This window comes from Nocardia sp. NBC_01327, assembly GCF_035958815.1.
Classification (GTDB): Bacteria; Actinomycetota; Actinomycetes; order Mycobacteriales; family Mycobacteriaceae; genus Nocardia.
Genome location: NZ_CP108383.1, coordinates 4,699,956 through 4,718,246 on the forward strand (window position 1 = coordinate 4,699,956; position 18,291 = coordinate 4,718,246).

The 18,291-nt window shown below is 66.1% G+C and carries 17 protein-coding genes; 11 read left to right on the forward strand and 6 right to left on the reverse strand.

Annotated elements, in window-relative coordinates:
* Nucleotides 1-26 precede the first annotated feature (26 nt).
* Genes OG326_RS21455 through OG326_RS21475 form a run of 5 tightly spaced genes read left to right on the forward strand, consistent with a single transcriptional unit; the run spans nt 27 to nt 6,474 of the window.
* Entirely contained in the window at nt 27-422 is a 396-nt protein-coding gene (locus OG326_RS21455) for a hypothetical protein (protein WP_327138877.1), read from the forward strand.
* A gap of 25 nt (nt 423-447) precedes the next feature.
* Nucleotides 448-1,197: a hypothetical protein gene (locus tag OG326_RS21460; protein ID WP_327138878.1), complete on the forward strand. Its 750-nt coding sequence runs from the start codon at nt 448-450 to the stop codon at nt 1,195-1,197.
* A 14-nt stretch (nt 1,198-1,211) separates the two neighbouring features.
* Nucleotides 1,212-3,383 carry a hypothetical protein gene (locus OG326_RS21465; RefSeq protein ID WP_327138879.1) on the forward strand — a complete coding sequence of 724 codons (2,172 nt, stop codon included), beginning with the start codon at nt 1,212-1,214 and terminating at the stop codon, nt 3,381-3,383.
* Nucleotides 3,380-4,954, forward strand: coding sequence for a hypothetical protein (locus OG326_RS21470; protein WP_327138880.1), 1,575 nt, complete (start codon nt 3,380-3,382; stop codon nt 4,952-4,954). The genes OG326_RS21465 and OG326_RS21470 overlap by 4 nt, the downstream gene beginning before the upstream one ends.
* 14 nt (nt 4,955-4,968) lie before the next feature.
* The gene (locus OG326_RS21475; RefSeq protein WP_327138881.1) at nt 4,969-6,474 is read left to right on the forward strand and encodes an ATP/GTP-binding protein; all 1,506 of its coding nucleotides are present in this window, start codon (nt 4,969-4,971) and stop codon (nt 6,472-6,474) included.
* A gap of 5 nt (nt 6,475-6,479) precedes the next feature.
* Here the strand turns inward: OG326_RS21475 and OG326_RS21480 are convergent, their stop codons facing one another.
* Genes OG326_RS21480 through OG326_RS21490 form a run of 3 tightly spaced genes read right to left on the reverse strand, consistent with a single transcriptional unit; the run spans nt 6,480 to nt 9,608 of the window.
* Entirely contained in the window at nt 6,480-8,162 is a 1,683-nt protein-coding gene (locus OG326_RS21480) for a hypothetical protein (RefSeq protein ID WP_327138882.1), read from the reverse strand.
* A gap of 41 nt (nt 8,163-8,203) precedes the next feature.
* Entirely contained in the window at nt 8,204-8,527 is a 324-nt protein-coding gene (locus OG326_RS21485) for a helix-turn-helix domain-containing protein (protein WP_327138883.1), read from the reverse strand.
* Nucleotides 8,528-8,531: 4 nt separating this feature from the next.
* Nucleotides 8,532-9,608, reverse strand: coding sequence for a tyrosine-type recombinase/integrase (locus tag OG326_RS21490; RefSeq protein ID WP_327138884.1), 1,077 nt, complete (start codon nt 9,606-9,608; stop codon nt 8,532-8,534).
* Between the two features lie 299 nt (nt 9,609-9,907).
* Here OG326_RS21490 and OG326_RS21495 point away from each other — a divergent pair, with 299 nt between their 5' ends.
* The 6 genes from OG326_RS21495 to OG326_RS21520 are packed head-to-tail and all read left to right on the forward strand — an operon-like array spanning nt 9,908 to nt 16,432.
* Nucleotides 9,908-10,348, forward strand: a complete 441-nt coding sequence (locus tag OG326_RS21495; RefSeq protein ID WP_327138885.1) for a hypothetical protein — start codon at nt 9,908-9,910, stop codon at nt 10,346-10,348.
* Nucleotides 10,345-11,745 (forward strand): type IV secretory system conjugative DNA transfer family protein, encoded by a 1,401-nt coding sequence (locus OG326_RS21500; RefSeq protein ID WP_327138886.1) that lies wholly within the window; start codon nt 10,345-10,347, stop codon nt 11,743-11,745. Before OG326_RS21495 ends, OG326_RS21500 begins: the two co-directional genes overlap by 4 nt.
* Complete coding sequence (locus tag OG326_RS21505; protein ID WP_327138887.1) at nt 11,738-12,229, forward strand: hypothetical protein; 492 nt, start codon at nt 11,738-11,740, stop codon at nt 12,227-12,229. The genes OG326_RS21500 and OG326_RS21505 overlap by 8 nt, the downstream gene beginning before the upstream one ends.
* Nucleotides 12,230-12,232: 3 nt before the next feature.
* Nucleotides 12,233-13,609: a DUF1173 family protein gene (locus OG326_RS21510; RefSeq protein WP_327138888.1), complete on the forward strand. Its 1,377-nt coding sequence runs from the start codon at nt 12,233-12,235 to the stop codon at nt 13,607-13,609.
* Nucleotides 13,528-15,117, forward strand: a complete 1,590-nt coding sequence (locus OG326_RS21515) for a hypothetical protein (protein WP_327138889.1) — start codon at nt 13,528-13,530, stop codon at nt 15,115-15,117. The genes OG326_RS21510 and OG326_RS21515 overlap by 82 nt, the downstream gene beginning before the upstream one ends.
* A gap of 16 nt (nt 15,118-15,133) precedes the next feature.
* Nucleotides 15,134-16,432, forward strand: coding sequence for a hypothetical protein (locus OG326_RS21520; RefSeq protein WP_327138890.1), 1,299 nt, complete (start codon nt 15,134-15,136; stop codon nt 16,430-16,432).
* Nucleotides 16,433-16,790: 358 nt separating this feature from the next.
* Here OG326_RS21520 and OG326_RS21525 read toward each other — a convergent pair whose 3' ends face one another.
* Genes OG326_RS21525 through OG326_RS21535 form a run of 3 tightly spaced genes read right to left on the reverse strand, consistent with a single transcriptional unit; the run spans nt 16,791 to nt 17,842 of the window.
* Nucleotides 16,791-17,108: a hypothetical protein gene (locus tag OG326_RS21525; protein ID WP_327138891.1), complete on the reverse strand. Its 318-nt coding sequence runs from the start codon at nt 17,106-17,108 to the stop codon at nt 16,791-16,793.
* A gap of 51 nt (nt 17,109-17,159) precedes the next feature.
* On the reverse strand, nt 17,160-17,357 hold the full coding sequence (locus OG326_RS21530; protein ID WP_327138892.1) for a hypothetical protein: 198 nt from the start codon (nt 17,355-17,357) through the stop codon (nt 17,160-17,162).
* A gap of 56 nt (nt 17,358-17,413) precedes the next feature.
* The gene (locus OG326_RS21535) at nt 17,414-17,842 is read right to left on the reverse strand and encodes a hypothetical protein (RefSeq protein ID WP_327138893.1); all 429 of its coding nucleotides are present in this window, start codon (nt 17,840-17,842) and stop codon (nt 17,414-17,416) included.
* Nucleotides 17,843-18,291: the final 449 nt, after the last annotated feature.

An 18,291-nucleotide genomic window follows, 5' to 3' on the forward strand; every position in this document is an offset into this window, starting at 1 on the left:
CTCCGAACACAAAGAGGTGAACGGCTATGGAAATGAAACACATTGCCCTGCTCGGGTTCCGGGCATGCCAAGGCGTCGGATCGGCCCTCGCGGGCGCGGTGGTCGTCGTATGCGCCGCACCCTCGGCGTCCGCGCAGATCACGAATCCGCTGGGTGGCATCAAGCCGGATTTCGGGCTCTTCGATGGCGCGCTGGATTCCTCGTGGAAACGGATCGTGGCGTTCCTGTGGGCGCTGGTGGTGATCGGCGCCTCGGTACGGGTGATCGTCGGGGCGTTCAAGGTCAAGCGCGCCAAGTCCCGCGGCTACGCCAACGATCTCGCCGAAGGCAGCGAGGAACTGCAAGATGCGCTGGTCTCCCTCGGCCTGGTCGGGCTCGCATCCCCGCTCGTAGCCACCGTCCTGTTCGTCGTCGGCGGATGAACCGCCCGCCGGTGAGGAGGCCACTATGAAATACACCCACCGCACACGATTCGGCGAGCTCACGCCCGAATCGGCGGCGAGCGCCCCGGCAACCGCCGCGACCAACACCGAGACGGATCGACCTCGAATGCCGTTGCGCCGATGGTTGATCGCAGCGTTGATCATCGTGTCGACCGCTGCGGCAGGGCTTTTGGCCGTCGGCTCCTGCGGGTCGAAGTCCTCCGGCGGCCACAATCCGATCAGCACGGTGCGGGTCGCGCATGGGCCGACAGCGACCACCAGCGGGGTCCCGGTCGGCTACGCGCGCGATCGCGCGGGCGCGGAAACGGCGGCGGTCAACACCGTGCAGGCATTGACCCAGGCCGGTCAAGGGCGCATCCCGATGTCCGCGGTCGAGCACGCCGTCATCGCACGCGATCCCGGGCCCGGACTGCGGCGTTCGCTGGGCATCGGTACCGGCCGCGCTCCCGGACGTGACGTGGTCAACCTCGTTCCGGCGGCCGTGTCGATGCTGGAATTCTCCCCTGCGGCCGCACGGGTGAGCGTGTGGACGGTCGCGGTATCACGGTCATCGATCAGCGACGGCGACCCGGCCTCGGTGATCACCGCCTGGGCGACCCACAGTGTGTCGCTGGTGTGGGAGGGCGGGGACTGGAAAGCCAAGGAGCTGACCTCCCAGACCGGCCCGACACCCGAGCAGAGCGTGGCTCCTGGCGCGCAGTCCCCGCTGGCCGGGGCGCTCGAGTCCGGTTACTACAGCTTCTACGTGAATTAGGGGGTGGACAGGTCATGCGTCTACGGCAAATCGTCACCGTAATCGTCACCGCGACAGCAATATTCACCGCCTGCCTCCACTCGGTGGGGATCGCCGCCGCGGACCCGGACACCACGACACCAGCCTCGGCGGGCTCGCTGCCGGACGGGTTCCCCGCGGATCTGCGCCAATTCATCGCCAACACCGACGAATTCAAGGCGGCGTGGTACTCCGGGGCCTGCGCCGACCGCGGCGGTGACGTCGGCGCCTACGTGAACGCGGTCATGCCGGCCGAAGACCGGCTGATGTATTGGACCGCCGATGACAAGCAGAAAGCACAACTCCTCGGAGGCGCTCTGCAGGCCACCGGCCAAACGAGCCAAGTCCAAACGATCATCACCCAGCACACCGAACCTCCGAAAATCATGCTGCCGAAGGTCTTTCCGGCCGGAGACCCCGATTACCGGATGCCCGCACCCACATGCGCAGACGACCTGAAGCGCTGGACCGGCCGGGCGGCGGGGAACGCATGGGGCTTCGACTGGGCCACCCATCCCGACGACCAATCGATGAGTGCTATTCGCACCCAGTTGGGTGATCAGAAGGTTCCCGACCAGGTATGGACCGATCCCTGCCGCGTCGGGTTCGCCTATTGCACACACGCGTACTTCGTCGACTGCGCCAACTCCGATCCCGCCACCGGCGACCAGACCCAATGCCTGCTCTGGAATCGTGCGGTCGGCAAGCTCTTCGGTGGCACTGCCCACTGGCTCGAGAAGAACACCAGCCTGTCCGACACGATCGAGACGACGCTGGCTTCGGTGGTCGGAGAGCAATTCGCCAGCGGCGTGGCGATCGTGTCGGCCTTCGGATGGCTGTGGAAAGCCGCAGCGGCAACACTGCGATTCGTCGACAACCCCCAAAGCGTCATCGACGACTGGGCCAACTCCTCCAAAGACAGTGCCGTGCAATTGAGTTCACGGGTCCTGGACGGGCTGGCCAGCGTCGGCAAGTTCGATCCGAACGCAGACTGGTTCCTGCACTGGTACGCCCTGAGCACCGGCATCGGGGTGATCGTCATGGGCGCGATGACCCTGCTGGCGCTGTGGCGAGCTGCCGCGAAAGGCGAAACCCTCAAGTCCATCAGTGGTGACCTGTTCGGCTACATGCCCGCCGGGGTGCTGCTGATGCTGTTCGCCCCGATGTTCGCGACCCTGCTGGTCAGCCTCGCGAACGATGCTTCCGACGCGATCACCCACGCCTCGGGCCCGGACATGGGACAGATGATCACCAATCTGCAGACCTTCACCGGAGAACTCACCGCCAAAGATCTGGTCGGGGGAGCGCTGGTCGGACTGTTGCTGTTCCTGCTGCTGATCGCCGGCGCACTGGCGGTGTTCTTCGGACTGCTCATGCATCAGGTCGCTCTGCCGATGCTGGCAGTAGCGTCCGGGATCGGGTTCGGCATGTGGGTGCACCCGCAGTGGCGCAAGAAAGCGCTGCGGCCGGTGTTGCTGTTCATCGCCATCGTGTTCTCCAAACCCCTGCTCTTCCTGCTGCTGGCCACGATGACCGGACTGCTGAACTCTGCGTTGACCGAGGGCGGAGCCGATCAACAAAAGCTCGGCACCCTCGGGCAGCTGTGCCTGGTGGTTGTCGCCTTTCTCGTGGTCGGTCTGGCACCGTGGACGCTGCTGCGGTACGCGCCACTGCTGCCTTCGCGTTCGGACGCAGCCGGATTCGGGCAATCGGGCTCCCTCATGGCCGGCGCGGTCGGCGGCGCCGGCACCGCGATGTGGTGGACCGGCCGCCGCAGCTCCGGAAGCGGCGGAGCCGGTGGACAACAAGCAGGCTCCGGAGGTGGGCAACGAGCCGGTGGTGCTGGCCAGCGTGCAAGCGATGGACGCGATAACTCGAGCGGAGACAATTCGACCAGGTCGCGTAGCAGTGGGGAGTCCTCGTCTGGATCGCCGACCGCGGCGCGATTCTCCGGAACCTTGAGCGCGAACGCCCGGGCGAAGACTGGCCGGGGGAGGTCGGCAGCACGCACTTCGATCGGCGCGGTGGGCTCGGTCGGCCGTGCTCTGGGCAAGGCGGCGATGGTCGCGACACCCATTGCGGCGCAAGCGGCTTCGGGGGCGTTGAACAAGGCCCGCAGCACCGCCGAATCCGCACCCGGTGAGGCCGAGCAAGGGGGCGGCGAATGAGCACCGGTATGCGCACCAGCATCCTCGGAGGGGAGATCGCCCGCCGCAGCTGGCTGGGCCTGTCACGACCGGTCCTGACCGCGTGGGCGCTCAGTATCGTTGCGGCACTGGCGATCTACATCCTCGGCGGCGGACAGGCATGGGCCATCGCTGCCGCCCTGGGGTGGCTGGTTGCCGTGTTCGCGGCGACGATGGAATGGCGCGACAAACCCTCCTGGGCCTCGCGGCGCGCCCACGATCTGCGGACGTGGACCCGGCGTCGCCGCGGCGAGCATGTCTACCGCAATCCCGGTGACCCCGCCCGCGGAGACGCGGCCCGCGATCCGGGCTGGGAATTCCCACCGCCGCTGGGCAATACCGCACCGTTGCCGGTCGCCGGCACCGGCCTGGACGACATGTTCATCGTGCGGACCGCCAATCCCGGTGAGCGCCCGTACTATTCGGTGATCATCGCGGTCGACGGTATCGCCGACGGGCTGCGCGGTGACGCCGCCTATGCCGCGATGTCGACGGCGTTCGGGACGTTCCTGTCGCAGATGGCCCGCACCAGCTCCTACGTACGTGGCCTGCAATTGCTGCATCGCAGCGTCCCGCACGACATGACGCGCCACACCCGCTGGGCGCACGCCCGCGTGGCACGGCTGCGTGACGGGCGGCTATTGCCAGCGGTGCAGTCCTACGGCACCCTCATCGACACCCTCACCCCGCTCGCCGAAGAACATCGCTCCTTGCTCGTGCTGCGGTTTCCCCAGACCGAGGCATTCATGGCCGAGACCGCCCGGCTCGCGCGCACCAAGAACGCCCCGATCGGCGGTGGCATCGCCCAAGTCGTCCGCGACGAAACCGAACGTGCCACACGACTATTGGCGATGGCGGGCATGGGCCGGGTCGATGTGCTCGGCGAACGGCGGGCATGTGCGGTCATCCGGGCACTGCTCGATCCCGGCTACAAGATCGACCGACACCGCGACGCCGGCTGGGCGAGCTGCTGGCCCAGCTACGTCGGCGGCCGCGACTGCGTCGCGATCGGCCCGCACGGGCAGTGGCGCACCCGGGTCGGGCACATCCGCCCGCGGGCGATCGAACCCGTTGCGCTGGGACCGTTGTGGCTGGCGCCGTTGCTGACCGGTGTCGAGGCCGATCCCGGCGACGACGACATCGCCCCGATGCCCACCATCCGCACCCTGAGCGTCCGTGTGGATTTCGTGCCCGCCCATCGTGCCCGCGCCGCCGCCAAGGGCGATGTCACCGCCGACCAGGCCCGCAAAGCGAAGGAACAGGAGAAAGGCAAACTCGACGACGGCTCCACCGAAGTCCTCGCCGACGCCTCCGAACGCCGCCGCCAAGACCTCATGCCCGGCACCGGACACCACGGCGCCATCTACACCGCCAGCATCGCCGTCACCGGCCGCGACACCGACGACCTCGACCGCGCCTGCCTGCGCGTCACCGAAGCCGCGAACGAATCAGCAATCACCGAAATCGACTGGTGCGTCGGCGATCACGACGTCGCCGTCTTCACCACCCTGCCCTTGGCCCGGGGACTCGCGGCCACCCCGCACACCCGGTAAGGAGGAGGTGCCCTATGCCGCGACACCCTCGAGTCGCCACCCGCAAGGTATCGACGAACGACGACCCCACCGCGGTGAACGGACTCACCGAAAGCGCCCAGCAGCAATCGTCGATGACGCGACGGCGAGGACCGCGGCGCGCACGATGGCTGGACCGCTATGGCTGGTACGAGCCACGCAGCGAGGGCGCCTGGACCACCACCCGCCAGGCCGAGGCATGGAATCTGGCCACCAGCCGCCGCCGCGTCCGCCAAGACGGCGTGCTGGCCGGACTCAACACCATCTCCCAGGAACTCGAGATCGTCGACGCCTTCGCCGCCTACGGCGACGAAACCTCCGGCATCAACGTGTGCGTCATCGGCGATATCGGCCGCGGCAAATCCTCCTGGATCAAAACCGTTTGCGTACTACGCCAACTCGTCGCCGGCCGCCAAGTCGTAGTTCTAGACAAGAAACCCCAAGCCGGACGCGGCGAATACACCCCGCTGGCCGAAGCACTCGGGGCAGAAAGCATCCGATTCAAGGTCGGCGGTGCCGGTGCCCGGCTGAATCTCCTCGATCCGGCCATCAGCGCGGGTGGCGAACACCGCGGCGGCCTCGACGGTGTTGTGCCCGCCGGCCAGGAAGCGCTGGTACTGGCTGTGCTCACCGACGCCATGGGCCGCCCACTCGACGAGAAAGAGAAAGCCGCCGTCGGCTCGGGACTGGGACTGGTCAACGCCGACGCCCGCGCCCAAGGACGCGACCCGATCATTCGAGAACTCGCGATGCGGCTGCTGGACCCGCACCGAGGCGACGGGCACGAACTCGGCGGCCGCTGGAGCGAACGCGCCCTGGAATGGGGCCTGGAACCGGGTCTGGCCCTGCTGCGCTTGGCCGACCGCGACCTGCGCGGCCTGGTCGACGCCCCCACCAGCCCCGCGGTACGCGACGCCCTAGATACGCACCCGCTGGTCCATATGGACCTGTCCGCGCTGCCCACCGAAGGACCGGCATTGCGGGTGGTGATGACCACCGCGAACACCTGGCTGGCCAACAAGCTCGCCGCCCGCTCGGCCGCGCACGAGCAAACCATCCTCGTCGTCGAGGAAGGCTGGCACGTCGCGGTCGGCTCCACCGGAGAAGTCTTCCGGTCGAACCTGAAACTCTCACGCGGGCTCGCACTTTCGACCGTCTCGGCATTCCACCACCCCGCCGATACACCCGCCGATTCCCCGGCGCGCTCACTGATGGCCGAAGCCTCGATCGTCGTATTGTTCGGCCAGGCCCGCGCCGACGACGCCGCCGAAACCGCACGCCTGTACCGGCTGCCGGCCGGAACCGAGGAGACATTGATGCGGCTCGGGCGCGGGCAGGCACTGGTCAAGATCGGTTCACGAGATCCGATCCTGGTCACGCACATCCGGTCTCCGTTCGAGACAGCGCTCACCGACACCGACGCCGCGATCACCGGCCACATGAGTGGGTTCACTCCAACTGAGGCTTTCCAGAATCTGACGCGAGGCGGTGAGCAGCAGTGATTAGTCTATGTGCGGTCGTGGGTTCCCTGGTCTGGCTCGGTCGTGGTGTGGTCGAGGGCGCTGCGGTATCGCAGGGCTGCTTCGATGCCAATGCCGAAGAAGTCGCAGAGACGGCGGACGTCGCCGCCGGTGGCGTAGATCTCCTGGAGGATTCGGTCGTCGCGCAGGGATTTCGCGTCGATATTCAGTGTCTGCCAAGGGAATTGCTTGCTGACCGGTGTGGTCCGGGCGTGGGTTTTGTGGTTGACGAACAGATGTGGGTTTGCCGTCTGTGGCCACTTGTGTGCTCGGTGGTCGAGGTAGGCGGTCAGACGGGTCCTGACCGGGGTGGCGAGCGGGATGCCGCGCTGGCCGAGTCGGAGACGACCGTCGACGATGTCGGTCAGCAGGATTGTCTGCAGTTGCCGACCGTTGAGCGCGTGAAATGCCACCAGGGCGACCGCGAGTGCGGCCGCGGGGTTCGAGGAGTTGAGCGCTTCGCGGATCTTTTGGGTGTCCAGCGGCAGCGGGATGTTGGTGTTGGCTTTGGTGGCCGGCATTCCGCGCATCGGGTTGGTGAACACGCGGCGGTGGGCCTTGAGGACGGTGAAAAGCGAGCTGAGGCCGCGTTCGGCGAAGATCCGTTTCGTTCCGGTGGCGGGCAGAGCGTTGATCACGTCCTGGCGCGTGATTTCACTGAAGGATGTGTGGCCCTGCCGAATCCAGATGTGCCAGATCGGTGCCATGCCGGCGATTTGGGTATAGATCGTATCCGGCTGCCGTGGGCGGCTTCGGGGGGCTGTGGGGCTGCCGTGCAGCACGATGTCGAACCAGAACTGGAGCTGGCTGCTCATCGTGGCGGGCAGGTCGACAGTGTGCTGAGCGAAGTAGCGCTCGACGGCCAGACTTCGGTCGTCCTCGAGAAGGTCCATGGCTGCAAGGATTTCCAGCGTCGAGATCACGGTCGCGCCGTAGCGGACCGCGGCGAGAACATCGCTACTGCGGATCTTGGCGCCCGGTGTGTCGTAAAGGGCGTCAAGGATTCTCAGGGTTCGGGCGACACCGTTGATCAGACGTTTGGACCAGCCGTGCTTGCGGGCGTGCTCACGCAGGGTCTGGTCGCAGTGCCGCAGCAACGGCGACTGCTGGATCTGGATCCGCCTTTTGATCACTCCGTAGCCATAGGGCATTTGGAACAGCGCCAGTTGCTGGTGGGCGGTGTAGGACAGCGGTTTGGACGAGGTCTCGAGGCTGCGCAGATGCCGCTCACGGGCGAGGCGTCGTCGGTGGGCAACGGTTGTGTCGTATTGCATGTTGGCCAGGAACAGTTGCTGCCCATGCTGATTCGCCTCGCGCAGGTTGAGCGCACGGCAGGGTTCTTGGACGTGGCGGGCGTTCTCCCAGCACAGGCGGCAGGCTCCCGCGCCGTTGACGGGGGTCGTGCGTGCGCAGAACGCGCAGGTGCCGACCGGGTAGTGGCCGCGCCACCAGCGGCAGATCCAGCACCGATAGTGGCGGCGGTAGACGCCCCAGGCCAGGCACTCGTGGCAGGACCCCACGTGCAGCGGCGCGCCGGGGTGGCAGCGCTCGCAGCGGCCTTGGCTGAAGTAGTCCGAACTCGATCCGCAGGTCCGGCACGGCGGGGGCGTGAACGGCCCGCCGGGCAGGCATGCGTAGCAGAAGTCGACGCGCGGGTTGGTCCAGGCCACCCGATTGACCCGGCACGCAACGCATTTGGGTGGTGGCGCGCTCACAGTGGTGGTTCGGAGCGCCGGTTGCCCAGTCGTGGCGTGATGATCTGTGGCGTAACGGATGCCGAGGCAGCCTGCTGCTGGTCGGGTCGTCGCTGGTGGACCTTGTGGGGTTCACGGATCAGCAGGTCCGACGGCTCGCAGTTCAGGATGGAGCAGATTACGTCGAGCTCGTCGAGGCGGACGATGTTGGGGGTGCCGGTCCACAGCTGGGACATCTTGCCCGCGCTGATCTCCACGCCGGACTCGGCGAGCAGGCGCCGCATCTCGGTCGACTTCCAGATACCGCGCTCAGCGGCCTTCATCCGCAGGTTCCACTGCACGGGATCACATCTCCTCGAAACGGGCTTCCAGCCGCTGGTTGGCTACGGTCCACGCCTGTTCGATGTGCTGGCTGTGGACGTGGATGTAGCGGGTCGTAGTCGAGAGCCACTCGTGTCCGAGCAGCTCCTGCAGCGCCACGACGTCCATGCCTTCGGCGTAGAGCGACGAGGCGCAGTAGTGGCGCAGCACGTGTGGAGTCAGCCGCCCGGCCCAGCCGGGCAGCCACGTATCTGCTGCTGCGGCAAGGCTTTTGCGCAGCGGGTCAGTGGTAATGCGCAGGCATCGGCCGAAGTCCCGGTCACGCCGTTCGCTGGGCAACAAGGGTGCGTCGGGGTTGGACCAGTCACTGCCGAACTGGTGGCGCACGTCGCCGAGCCACCAGTCGATCAGCCGGTCCGCGCCGTTGATCGCGGGCACCAGGCGCGGTTTGGGACCGCGGCCGCGGCTGCCCTTGCCGTGGCGCACATGCAGTTTCCCGAACGCACCGAGGTCCGGACGCCAGTCCCTGATGTCGAGCATGACCGACTCGTTGATCCGCAAGCCCAGCCGGCGCCACAACGAGGCTGCGAAGTAATCCCGCGCTGCGGGAAGGTATTTGCGGGCTTGGGTGATCGACGAGCGCCACTGCCCGAACAGCAGCTCCATCTCCGCATTCGACGGTGGCACGCGAACGTCGGCGTACACGGGACTGCGTGGCCGGTTGTACTCGTCGATCGGCTGCTCGACGACGCAGCCGGTCAGGGCATGGACATCGCCCTGGTAGCGGCGGATCACGAAATCGTAGAAGCAGGCCAACTGTCCGGCCTTGCTCGCGCGGGTGCTGTGAGCCAGGCCCGCGAGTCGCTGCTGAGCGAGGAAACGATCCCCATCATCGCAAGTGGCCGTCCAGAGTGGGCCATCCAGGGACCGGGCGAACTCGACGATCACGGCCCGGGCGCTGCCGATGTGACTGTCGGAGAGATTCGCGGCCGCCATAGCGATCGCGTACTGGTCGACGACTTCTTGCTCGAAATCCTCGACATCGTGCTGCGTCCGCAGCGCACGCGCGGACGAAAGATTGCGAACTACAGCCAAGTTCATCGACCACTCGCTTCACCGAGGGTGCCAGTACGTCGATTCTACCGACTGAACGTCACTCCCAATGAAGGAATTTCAAAACCCGCAGCCCACATGAGCCACCCCCAGCGAGCTGGGCAGATGCTTCAGCTCCTACAAGTGGCCACGAATGAACTCGCTGCCCTGCAGACAGTTTCCGACACCCTGTCGCTGCGCGACCTTGCCCGCACGAACGTCCACGACGATGAGCCGGAAGACGAACCGCAATGAATGGGGGACGGATCCCGCACCCCGTGCGGCGCGAGCCTATCCTCCCGGCGGGGATGACCCTGGCTGGGTACCTTCTCGCCGCCGTCATGGTGGGGGTGTTCGGTGGTGGCGCGGTCTCCGGCGCAATCGCAGGTCATGGATTCGGAATCGTTGCACCAGAACAGATGTCGGCGACCTTGGTCCGACTGGTGACGCGACCTGCCGATCCGGCCGCCGCGTGGCCCAGCGACCCGCGCCCGGGGTCTGCCTGGCTGACCTGGCTGTGCATCGGCCTGGTCGCCGGACTGTGGTGTACGGCGATTGCCATGGCGGGCAGCGAAATCGACGCCCGCCTGCACCGTCGCCATCGCGACGGGCTCGCCGGCACCGCCGACCTGAACCATCTCGCACTCGACGAGCACTCCGCCGCGCAGAAGGCCGCCTACGAGTATCCCCGGTTGGCAAGGCAGCGGCCGACCCGTCGAAAGATTCGCCTGCCCAGGCGGACACGGTGAAAAGGCTTGTACGGCCAGGGAAACCGAACCCGCCGCCATTGGCGGTGGATGTCGGTGCTCTGATCGAGCAGCCGCGCCGGCACGTGTGGTTGCAGCACCGCGACGGAGTGATCGTGCACGGCCCCACCGGCGCGGGCAAGACCTGGCGGGTCGCCTGGCAGCGCGTCATCGACGCACCCGGTTTCGTTCTGGCCACCACCACCAAAGCCGACCTGGTCGCCGCCACGCTCCTGGACCGAGCCGCTCGCGGCGCGGTGGCGGTGTTCGATCCCGAGCATCTGACTGGGTGGCCCGACGGCATCGCCTGGTCCATCCTGACCGGCTGCACCGACCCGGACACCGCGATCCGCCGTGCAGATGCTCTCGCGCGCGCCATGCCCTTGGAAGGCACACGCAATGGTGCCTACTTCGAGCAGAAGGCTGCCACCATGCTGCGGTGCTGCCTGCACGCCGCGGCGCTGCGCGGGCTCTCGATTCGCGAAGTCCGCGTGTGGGTTTCAGCACGCACCAACCACACCCCCGTCGACATCCTCGCCGACACCCTGCCCGATTGGGCCAGCGAACTCGACCAAATCCTGTCCTCGGCAAGTGAATCGAGCGACGACGTCCTCGCTGCCGCCTCCCGGCTGCTCGAGCCCTTAGCGTCCCCGACCCTCCTAGCGGCGGTCGACGTACCGGCCGAACAGTCCTTCGACGTCGGCGAATTCGTGCTCTCGGGAGCGAACACCCTGTACCTCGTCTCCCGAGGCACCACGCGGTCGATGGCACCGTTCGTCGCGGCCCTCGCCGCTGAAGTGCACTACGTCGCTGACCGAGCTTCGCAGCTGTTGCCCGGCAAGCGGCTAGATCCGCCCGTGCGGCTGGTGCTGGACGAAATGAACAACGTCGCACCGATTCCCGACCTGCCGCAGATCATGACCGACTCCGGCGGCAAAGGCATCACAGTGTGGGCCTTCGCCCACAACCAAGACCAGAACGAACTGCGATGGGGCGCCGAAGGCGGCAAAGTCCTCGCCCAATCCGCACCCGCCATGCTGATCCTGCCCGGCCTACGCGGCGTCGAGGAACTTTCCGCGCTCTCGCGGCTGATCGGGGAACGCCGCCGCTGGGAAGCGAGCCTGCACGAAGGCTCGCGCAGTTACGCCCTGCACGACGACACCGTGCTGCGCACCGACGAAATCCGCGAACTGGGCACCGACCACGGCTTGCTGATCTACCGCAACGCCCCCGCCATGCTGCTACGCCTACCCAGCGTCTGGGAACGCCGCACGTGGCGGGAAGCCGTGACCGCCTCCACCCGCGCCTTCGACGACATCGTCGCCGGGCGCCGCCCACCCCCAGGGGATCACCAAATCAGCCCACCGCGCGAGAAGGAAGGAGGGGACTGTGATGAATAGTCCACTGACACAACCAGGCCCGCAGCCGAGCAATCCGGCACCATCGACGCTGCAGCCGTGTCGCTATTGCTGGCGTGAGATCGATCAGCGCGATGCCGCCCGGCTGTGGGCCGAACTTCTGGACTGGGTGGACTGGTTGCGCCAGCGCTACCAACTCGGCTCCCGCGTACCGGCCTGCTGGTACCGCCACGAGGTCGTCGTCGAAGAACTCACCGCCCTGATGGCGGCTCACACTGCCGCCTACTGGTGTGGCCCCGACAGCATCGAGTTGCCGCGCGAGGACATGACCGCCTGGCACACCCAGTGGCTGTGGCCGGCGATCGAACGCCTCACACGTATCAGCGACTTCTCCGCCTGCCGCCCCCACCACTGCCGCTACCAGAATCATCCACAGCCTCTACACGCGGGAGTCGACGAGTACCTCGCCGCCGAAATCGGCACTCACGCAACGCCACTCAGCATGGTTCCGGGTACGGAGGGGTAGGGGATGTACGCGATCGACGATCAGATCATCGACCGGGCCCGCGTCGGCGACGACTACTTGCAGCCCTTGCTGGCGGCGGTGCACTGCAGCCCCCACCACCGTCCCCGATGTTTGTGCAGCGCAAGCGAAACCGGTGGGGTCGATATGTACGTCGCCCGCATCAGTGGCCGATACGTGCTCAAACGCATGCCTGGCACCGGACCACATCATGCCTCCGTATGCGCGTCCTACACCCAGCCGATGGAATTGACCGGCTTAGCGCCTCTGCTCGGCACCGCGATTCGTGAACAACCCAGCACTGGACTCACACGCCTCGCGCTCGGATTCCCTATGGCCCGCAGCACAGGTCGCGCCGCGGCCCAGGCCGACACCGGTGGTATCGAGGCGCCGGGCGAGGTGGACGTCTCCAAGCTGTCGTTGCGTGCATTGCTTCACTTTCTCTGGGACGAAGCCGAATTCGTTCGCTGGGTGCCGGCGATGTCGGGCAGGCGCAGCTGGCCCGCGATCCGCCGATACGTACTCATGGCAGCGGAAACGAAAACGACCAAAACCCGGGATCTATCCGAACTGCTCTGGGTACCCGAACCGTTCACCGTCGCCGCGAAAGCCGACATCGCTGCCCGCCGCACCGCCGCGTTCGCCCGGCTGGTCGGTACCGGCAAGCACCGCAAGCTCATGCTCGCCCTCGGCGAAGTCAAGGACATCGCCCCTGCCCGTTTCGGACGGCACAAGCTGCTGATCAAACACGCCCCCGACTGTCCGTTCATGATCGAGCCCGACACTTTCACCCACCTGCGCCACGCCTTCGCTACCGAACTCGCACTGCGCCAGGCCCTTCCGGACTCCAAGCTGATCGTGCTGCTCACCTTCGGCGTCACAGCGGCCGGCGTGGCGGTCGCGGACCGCATCGCCCTGATGAACGTGAGCACTGACTGGATCCCGTTCGAATCGGTCTTCGAGCACACCATGATCACCGGACTGATCGGCCACGGCCGCCGATTCACCAAATCCCTGCGCTACAACCAGCCCGCCACCAGCCCGCTCGCCTCGCTGGTACTCACCGACACCGACCCACCCACCGCCTGCTTCCTCGTCACAGCCACTACTACAGGACCACCTCCGCAACCGGATCCGAATCTTCCTCTGAGGCAATGGATCTGGAACACCTCCGTTAACGCCATGCCCAGCATTCCACCGACCACGCGACACACCAGCAGAACTGACCTTGACCGGGCTCCGAGCCCACGCCACAACGCCGAGGAGGCACCCCACTCGACACCCACCAAGGAGGCACCGTCATGGCCGACACACCGCACACACCCGACGGACGATTCAATGAAGAACAGCTGCGCAACGACTTCCGCTTCTACCACTACATGATCGGGTCGCTGAACTGGGCGATTGTCTCCGAAACCGAACTGCAGCAGATCACCGAGCAGATCGACGCCATCACCGACCGTTGGCGCGCCGCCCCAGCCCCCTGGAACAACCACTGGGACCACCTAGCCACTGCAGCGCAACGCTGGGAGCAGAACCCAGAAAGCATGCAACAGATGCTCGACCAGATCGCGGGGGACTATACACGCACCGGCACCACCGATCTGGCCAATCCTATCCAAGTCCGAAACTTGCTGATGGCAGGCGAACTGGCCGAATCGCGACGTACCGACATGGGCATCGGCAGCGACTCGGGCTCCCCAGACCATATCGATTTCGTCTACGGATATCTGACGAGCTATCGCGCCGCCGGTCACACGAGCTGGGCGTCGCTGCCGAGCTGGTCGGCTGCGCGCCGATGGCTTATCGACCGGGCAGCAGCGACGGCCCCCGAGAGCCGGGTGGACATCACCATCACCGGACCCGACCCGCACAGTGGCGCCGCAGCACGACCTCTTATGACCGGGACCGACCTGACGGCAGGGGAGCTCGGTGACCAGCTACGCCATCTCGACCAATTGCTCGGTACCGCAGCGATTCCCGTCGACCCGTCCGCACAGTCCTGGCTCGACGACGTGCGCTACGACGTGCTGTGTGACGCGTATCGAAACACCCTGATCGACCATGCCAACCCGTGGGCGGTAGGCCGCCGATTCGAGCATCACCTACGCGCGGATGACCTCTACACCGACATTGTCGACTTCACCGATCGAGCCGGGCTCTCTCGGACCGACCGTGGACCGGACATCGATGAGGAGCAGCCGGACACCGTCGGATCACGCCTGGACGAGATCCGGCAAGGCGTTCGACAGAGCGACATCGATTGGATGACCCCGCCGCGAACCAGCACCTGGCTCGACGAAGCCGCCGACCAAGCCCAACAGCGCGTGGACGAGTTCACCCGAGGGGCCGGCAGATACAGGTACGGCAACCTCACACGCGCCGGCCACCTCATTCAGATCGGATTCGACGAGCACCAGTGGTACGCCCAGCGCATCCACACCGGCGAGGACGGCCGAACCACCGTCTACGACACCCCACCATCCCTCTATCGCTCCTGCGACGAATTAATAGCCGCAGCAGCCACATTCGAGGCCACACCAGGCCAACAACCAGCGCCGTACGTCTCGCTCCCAGACAGTGTGGTCCGGGAGATGCGGGCCTTCGAGCGCGACCTGAGCTCACTCGAACACGACGTCGCCACCGTGCGGGGGCTCCGTGATGCCCTGCGCACCGGCAGGCCGCATACCCTCCACCGCAACCAGCCGTCCACCGCACCTACGCCGCGACGAACCGGCAGCGCGATTAGTCGCGACGCCAACCGGATCACCCTGACTCAGACCCCCGGCAGCGAACGGCCCACGCCACCAGTACAACCGGCGAAACAAGCTCGGGCTAAACGCCGACAGCCGCCGAAATCAGGCGGCCGACCACGCCGACGACGGCTTTGATCACGGGAGCGCCGCCATGAGCACCTCGATCCCGTCCTCGGGCAACCCCACCGAAGCTGATGCCATCCGCACGATCCGCACCCTGGTCGCAGCCCAGGACCTCCGTGCCGCGAAAGCGCAACTGCGCCAACTGCAAGCCGGCACCGATGATGCGACGTGGGCGATGATCGTCGAGATCGCCAACACCCTGCGATTCAAGACCCCCACCGTCGCGGTCACGAAACTGCGCAACCTCTGGCGCCACAACGAACAATTCCGGCCCCTCATCGAAGCGTGCGTGCCGAAATCCGGAGAACGCCAGTACATTCCCGAACCACCGCCCGCCAGGGCCGACAACGGACCGATCGTCCCACGAGCGAGCAAAGTCAGCCGGGACATCGACCCGGACAAACGCATTGCACCGAACAAGAGAAGCCGCACCTCCAACACGAAGATCATCGACGACTACGAGAAGGCCCTGACCCGAGATGAACGCGACGACCCAGGCGTGGCACGCGCGGAACTGATCGTTGACCGGCACGACTACGACGTCGACGCCCTGATCCACGTGTCCACCACGCTGTGTGTGTCCTGTCGGCTGGAACGCGCTGCCATCGACCGGCACACCGAACGCGCCCAGGCCGGACGAGGCGACGACGGCCTGTGCGGCGAATGCCGCAGCCTCGGCCGCTCCGGGCTGCCCGAACTTCCACCAGGACATACCCTCACCGATCAGTTGCACGGGCGCCTCGAATACCTGGCCGAACACTTCCCTACGGACGGACGTGGCATCTTCCGGCAGGAGTGGCGCTACGCCGACCGACATGCAAAGCCCATCATCAGCGCCTGGGTACAAAGCCACACCGACCCTGACCCGGCGCCAACACCCGCCCCGGCAGTTTCCGGCAGCTTCAACGACTGGTGCGACCATTGCGGCGAATTTCGCTACATGGCCGATCGCTACAACAGACTGTGTTTCGACTGCGACCCGCGCTCCAAGCAGTCAGGCTTCCAAGCTGGGGACATCGAAGCCCGGCACAGCCGCTACGCAAAGGAGATCAGCGGCGCAAGGCAAGAGTCCGGAGCGCGACGCTCGTCGGACGCAGCGCAAAATAGACCAGCCGCCGAAGAATCCCGCACGCAGGGACAAGCGTCGTCTTCAGCCGAACCCAACGGCGTAGCAGCAAAGCCGGATGCCGGCGTTCCGTCGCCCGATCGCCGGAAGAAGCTGGTCGAGAGCGCCCGCGAAAAGGCCAGAGCTACTGCGCAAGAGCGGCGACGGGCGATATCTCGTCTGCCAAAGGCAGCAGCTGTGCGGACGCGTCGTCAGCGCTAGAACGCGATCCCACGGCGTGCCGTGCGCATCCGCTGCGGTAACCGTCCATTTCGTCGTCGAAGATTTGCACGCGGACCCAGCAAATTGACGCAGTACGGCGAGTGGCCCCGTCTCGGCGGCGCCGGTTCTCTCTCGCGCGGAGCGGGCAACCTCGGGATGTAGACCGAGTCAGGCGGAAGAAGGGGTGTCACCGGTGCAGACGGCGATCCGATCCGCCCCGGCACTGACCAGACGCGTTGGAACACCTCCGACTCGCAACCGTCCAGATTCGGGTACAGCAGCCGCCATCAGGGCACTAGCGACACGCTCGGGAATCGTTCACACTCACGAAGGGCGCGTGTGGTCACACCTGTCGACGTCACCGTACGACGACTACCCGGATGCGGCGGTCTCCACTGACCACCATGTGCTGGCTAGCTGGTAGGTGCCTGCTGCTCGGCACGACGATCACATCTACGTCGGGCCCGCCTGCAGCACGGGTTAATGCCGCTATGGTCTGCTCGTCGTCGGAAGTAGCCAAATAGGTTCCACCCCAAAGATATCCTTGCTCCTCGGCCCAGATGCGGATCACCATTCCGATAGACTCCGGGTCTACACCGGCCGGAATCCGCTCGCGGTTCATGTAGCCCAGCGCCTTCTGCTGAGCTGGTGGACAGGGCTTGCGCTGCGGCAACATAGCTAGTGACCTCCAAGCCATTGAGCGGGAGTGAACGAATTCCATGGCAGATCAAGGCAGGTGAAGCTCGGCCGCTGCGAGGATCCTGCAGTCGCGGGTGTGCCCGTCGTGCAGTTCTTGCAACTGTTGCGCGCGACGTGCGGTCATGCCTTGGGGTTCGGCCTGGCACAGGTACTCGGCCATCTCGCCGTCGGCGTGCACGAAGAGATTGGCGGGGGTCGGCGGTGAGCGGTGCGTTTGCTCGGACATGGCCTGCTCCTGAGCGGGTTAGGAACTGAGTTGGGTGGCCGCCATCTGCAGTGCGGTCACCACCGCGACGAGAGGCTGCCGGGCGGGGCCGTCCGGGGTGTACAGCCAGCTACGCAGGCTGATGCCGGGGTGGGGAGCGCGAGCGGTATCGGTGCGAGGATCGCCACGACCGGCAGCCGCAGTATGGACAGCAACAATCTGCGGGAGCTGAATGACTCCGGCATGCCTTCGGTCAGGAACACCCACCGCTCGCCGACCGCGAACACGGGCACTGTTCCGGCCGCCAGCAGTCGGTAGGCGGCCACGGCGAGCGGGCGCGGTGCGACCACCCCTGCCATATCAGGGCCGGTCGCGGCGACGATGCGACCATGGTCGGGATGCCGGAACGCATTCAGCGCGAACAACTCCCGGTATGTCTGACACCGTTGCTCGATCATCCCATCGGCGTCACGCGCGTCGTAGACAGCGTCAATCAGAGAAGACATCGGCAGCCCCTTCAACTCGCCGAGGCAACGACGGCCCAGCTCGTGGTCGGCCGAGTACCGGCGGCCGGGCTCACCGCGCGAGCATGGTGACCAGTGCGCGGTGCGATGCGTTCTTCTTGCTCGATGCGGGCAGTGATGCGCTGCACCGACCAGCACTCCCTATCGCGCTCTCTGCGGGGGTGAGCGGGTTCCCCGGGTGCGGTGTGCCACATCTGGAGCAGCCACATCACCGCGCTACCCACGCCGATGCCGACCAAGAACAACACGAATGCAGACATTGGTAAGACCCTCCTCATATAGCGAAAAGCGTTATAAGACAACAAAATCGCTGTGCGGAATACCTCCCATAGGGGCATAGCGCACAGGTTCCGTCACGCTTGGGGTTCATCGGCTACAACCTGAGCCCGGCAGAAACGCCGATCGGCTTTTGGTCCCCTCGCGTGGCCAGC

Bases quoted from the DNA above. Each gene is read 5' to 3' on its own strand.
- OG326_RS21495 (WP_327138885.1), top strand. From the start codon at position 9,908: ATGACCCTGGCTGGGTACCTTCTCGCCGCCGTCATGGTGGGGGTGTTC.
- OG326_RS21530 (WP_327138892.1), bottom strand. From the start codon at position 17,357: ATGTCCGAGCAAACGCACCGCTCACCGCCGACCCCCGCCAATCTCTTC.
- OG326_RS21520 (WP_327138890.1), top strand. From the start codon at position 15,134: ATGAGCACCTCGATCCCGTCCTCGGGCAACCCCACCGAAGCTGATGCC.
- OG326_RS21515 (WP_327138889.1), top strand. From the start codon at position 13,528: ATGGCCGACACACCGCACACACCCGACGGACGATTCAATGAAGAACAG.
- OG326_RS21460 (WP_327138878.1), top strand. From the start codon at position 448: ATGAAATACACCCACCGCACACGATTCGGCGAGCTCACGCCCGAATCG.
- OG326_RS21470 (WP_327138880.1), top strand. From the start codon at position 3,380: ATGAGCACCGGTATGCGCACCAGCATCCTCGGAGGGGAGATCGCCCGC.
- OG326_RS21525 (WP_327138891.1), bottom strand. From the start codon at position 17,108: ATGTTGCCGCAGCGCAAGCCCTGTCCACCAGCTCAGCAGAAGGCGCTG.
- OG326_RS21505 (WP_327138887.1), top strand. From the start codon at position 11,738: ATGAATAGTCCACTGACACAACCAGGCCCGCAGCCGAGCAATCCGGCA.
- OG326_RS21490 (WP_327138884.1), bottom strand. From the start codon at position 9,608: ATGAACTTGGCTGTAGTTCGCAATCTTTCGTCCGCGCGTGCGCTGCGG.
- OG326_RS21475 (WP_327138881.1), top strand. From the start codon at position 4,969: ATGCCGCGACACCCTCGAGTCGCCACCCGCAAGGTATCGACGAACGAC.
- OG326_RS21465 (WP_327138879.1), top strand. From the start codon at position 1,212: ATGCGTCTACGGCAAATCGTCACCGTAATCGTCACCGCGACAGCAATA.
- OG326_RS21535 (WP_327138893.1), bottom strand. From the start codon at position 17,842: ATGTCTTCTCTGATTGACGCTGTCTACGACGCGCGTGACGCCGATGGG.
- OG326_RS21510 (WP_327138888.1), top strand. From the start codon at position 12,233: ATGTACGCGATCGACGATCAGATCATCGACCGGGCCCGCGTCGGCGAC.
- OG326_RS21455 (WP_327138877.1), top strand. From the start codon at position 27: ATGGAAATGAAACACATTGCCCTGCTCGGGTTCCGGGCATGCCAAGGC.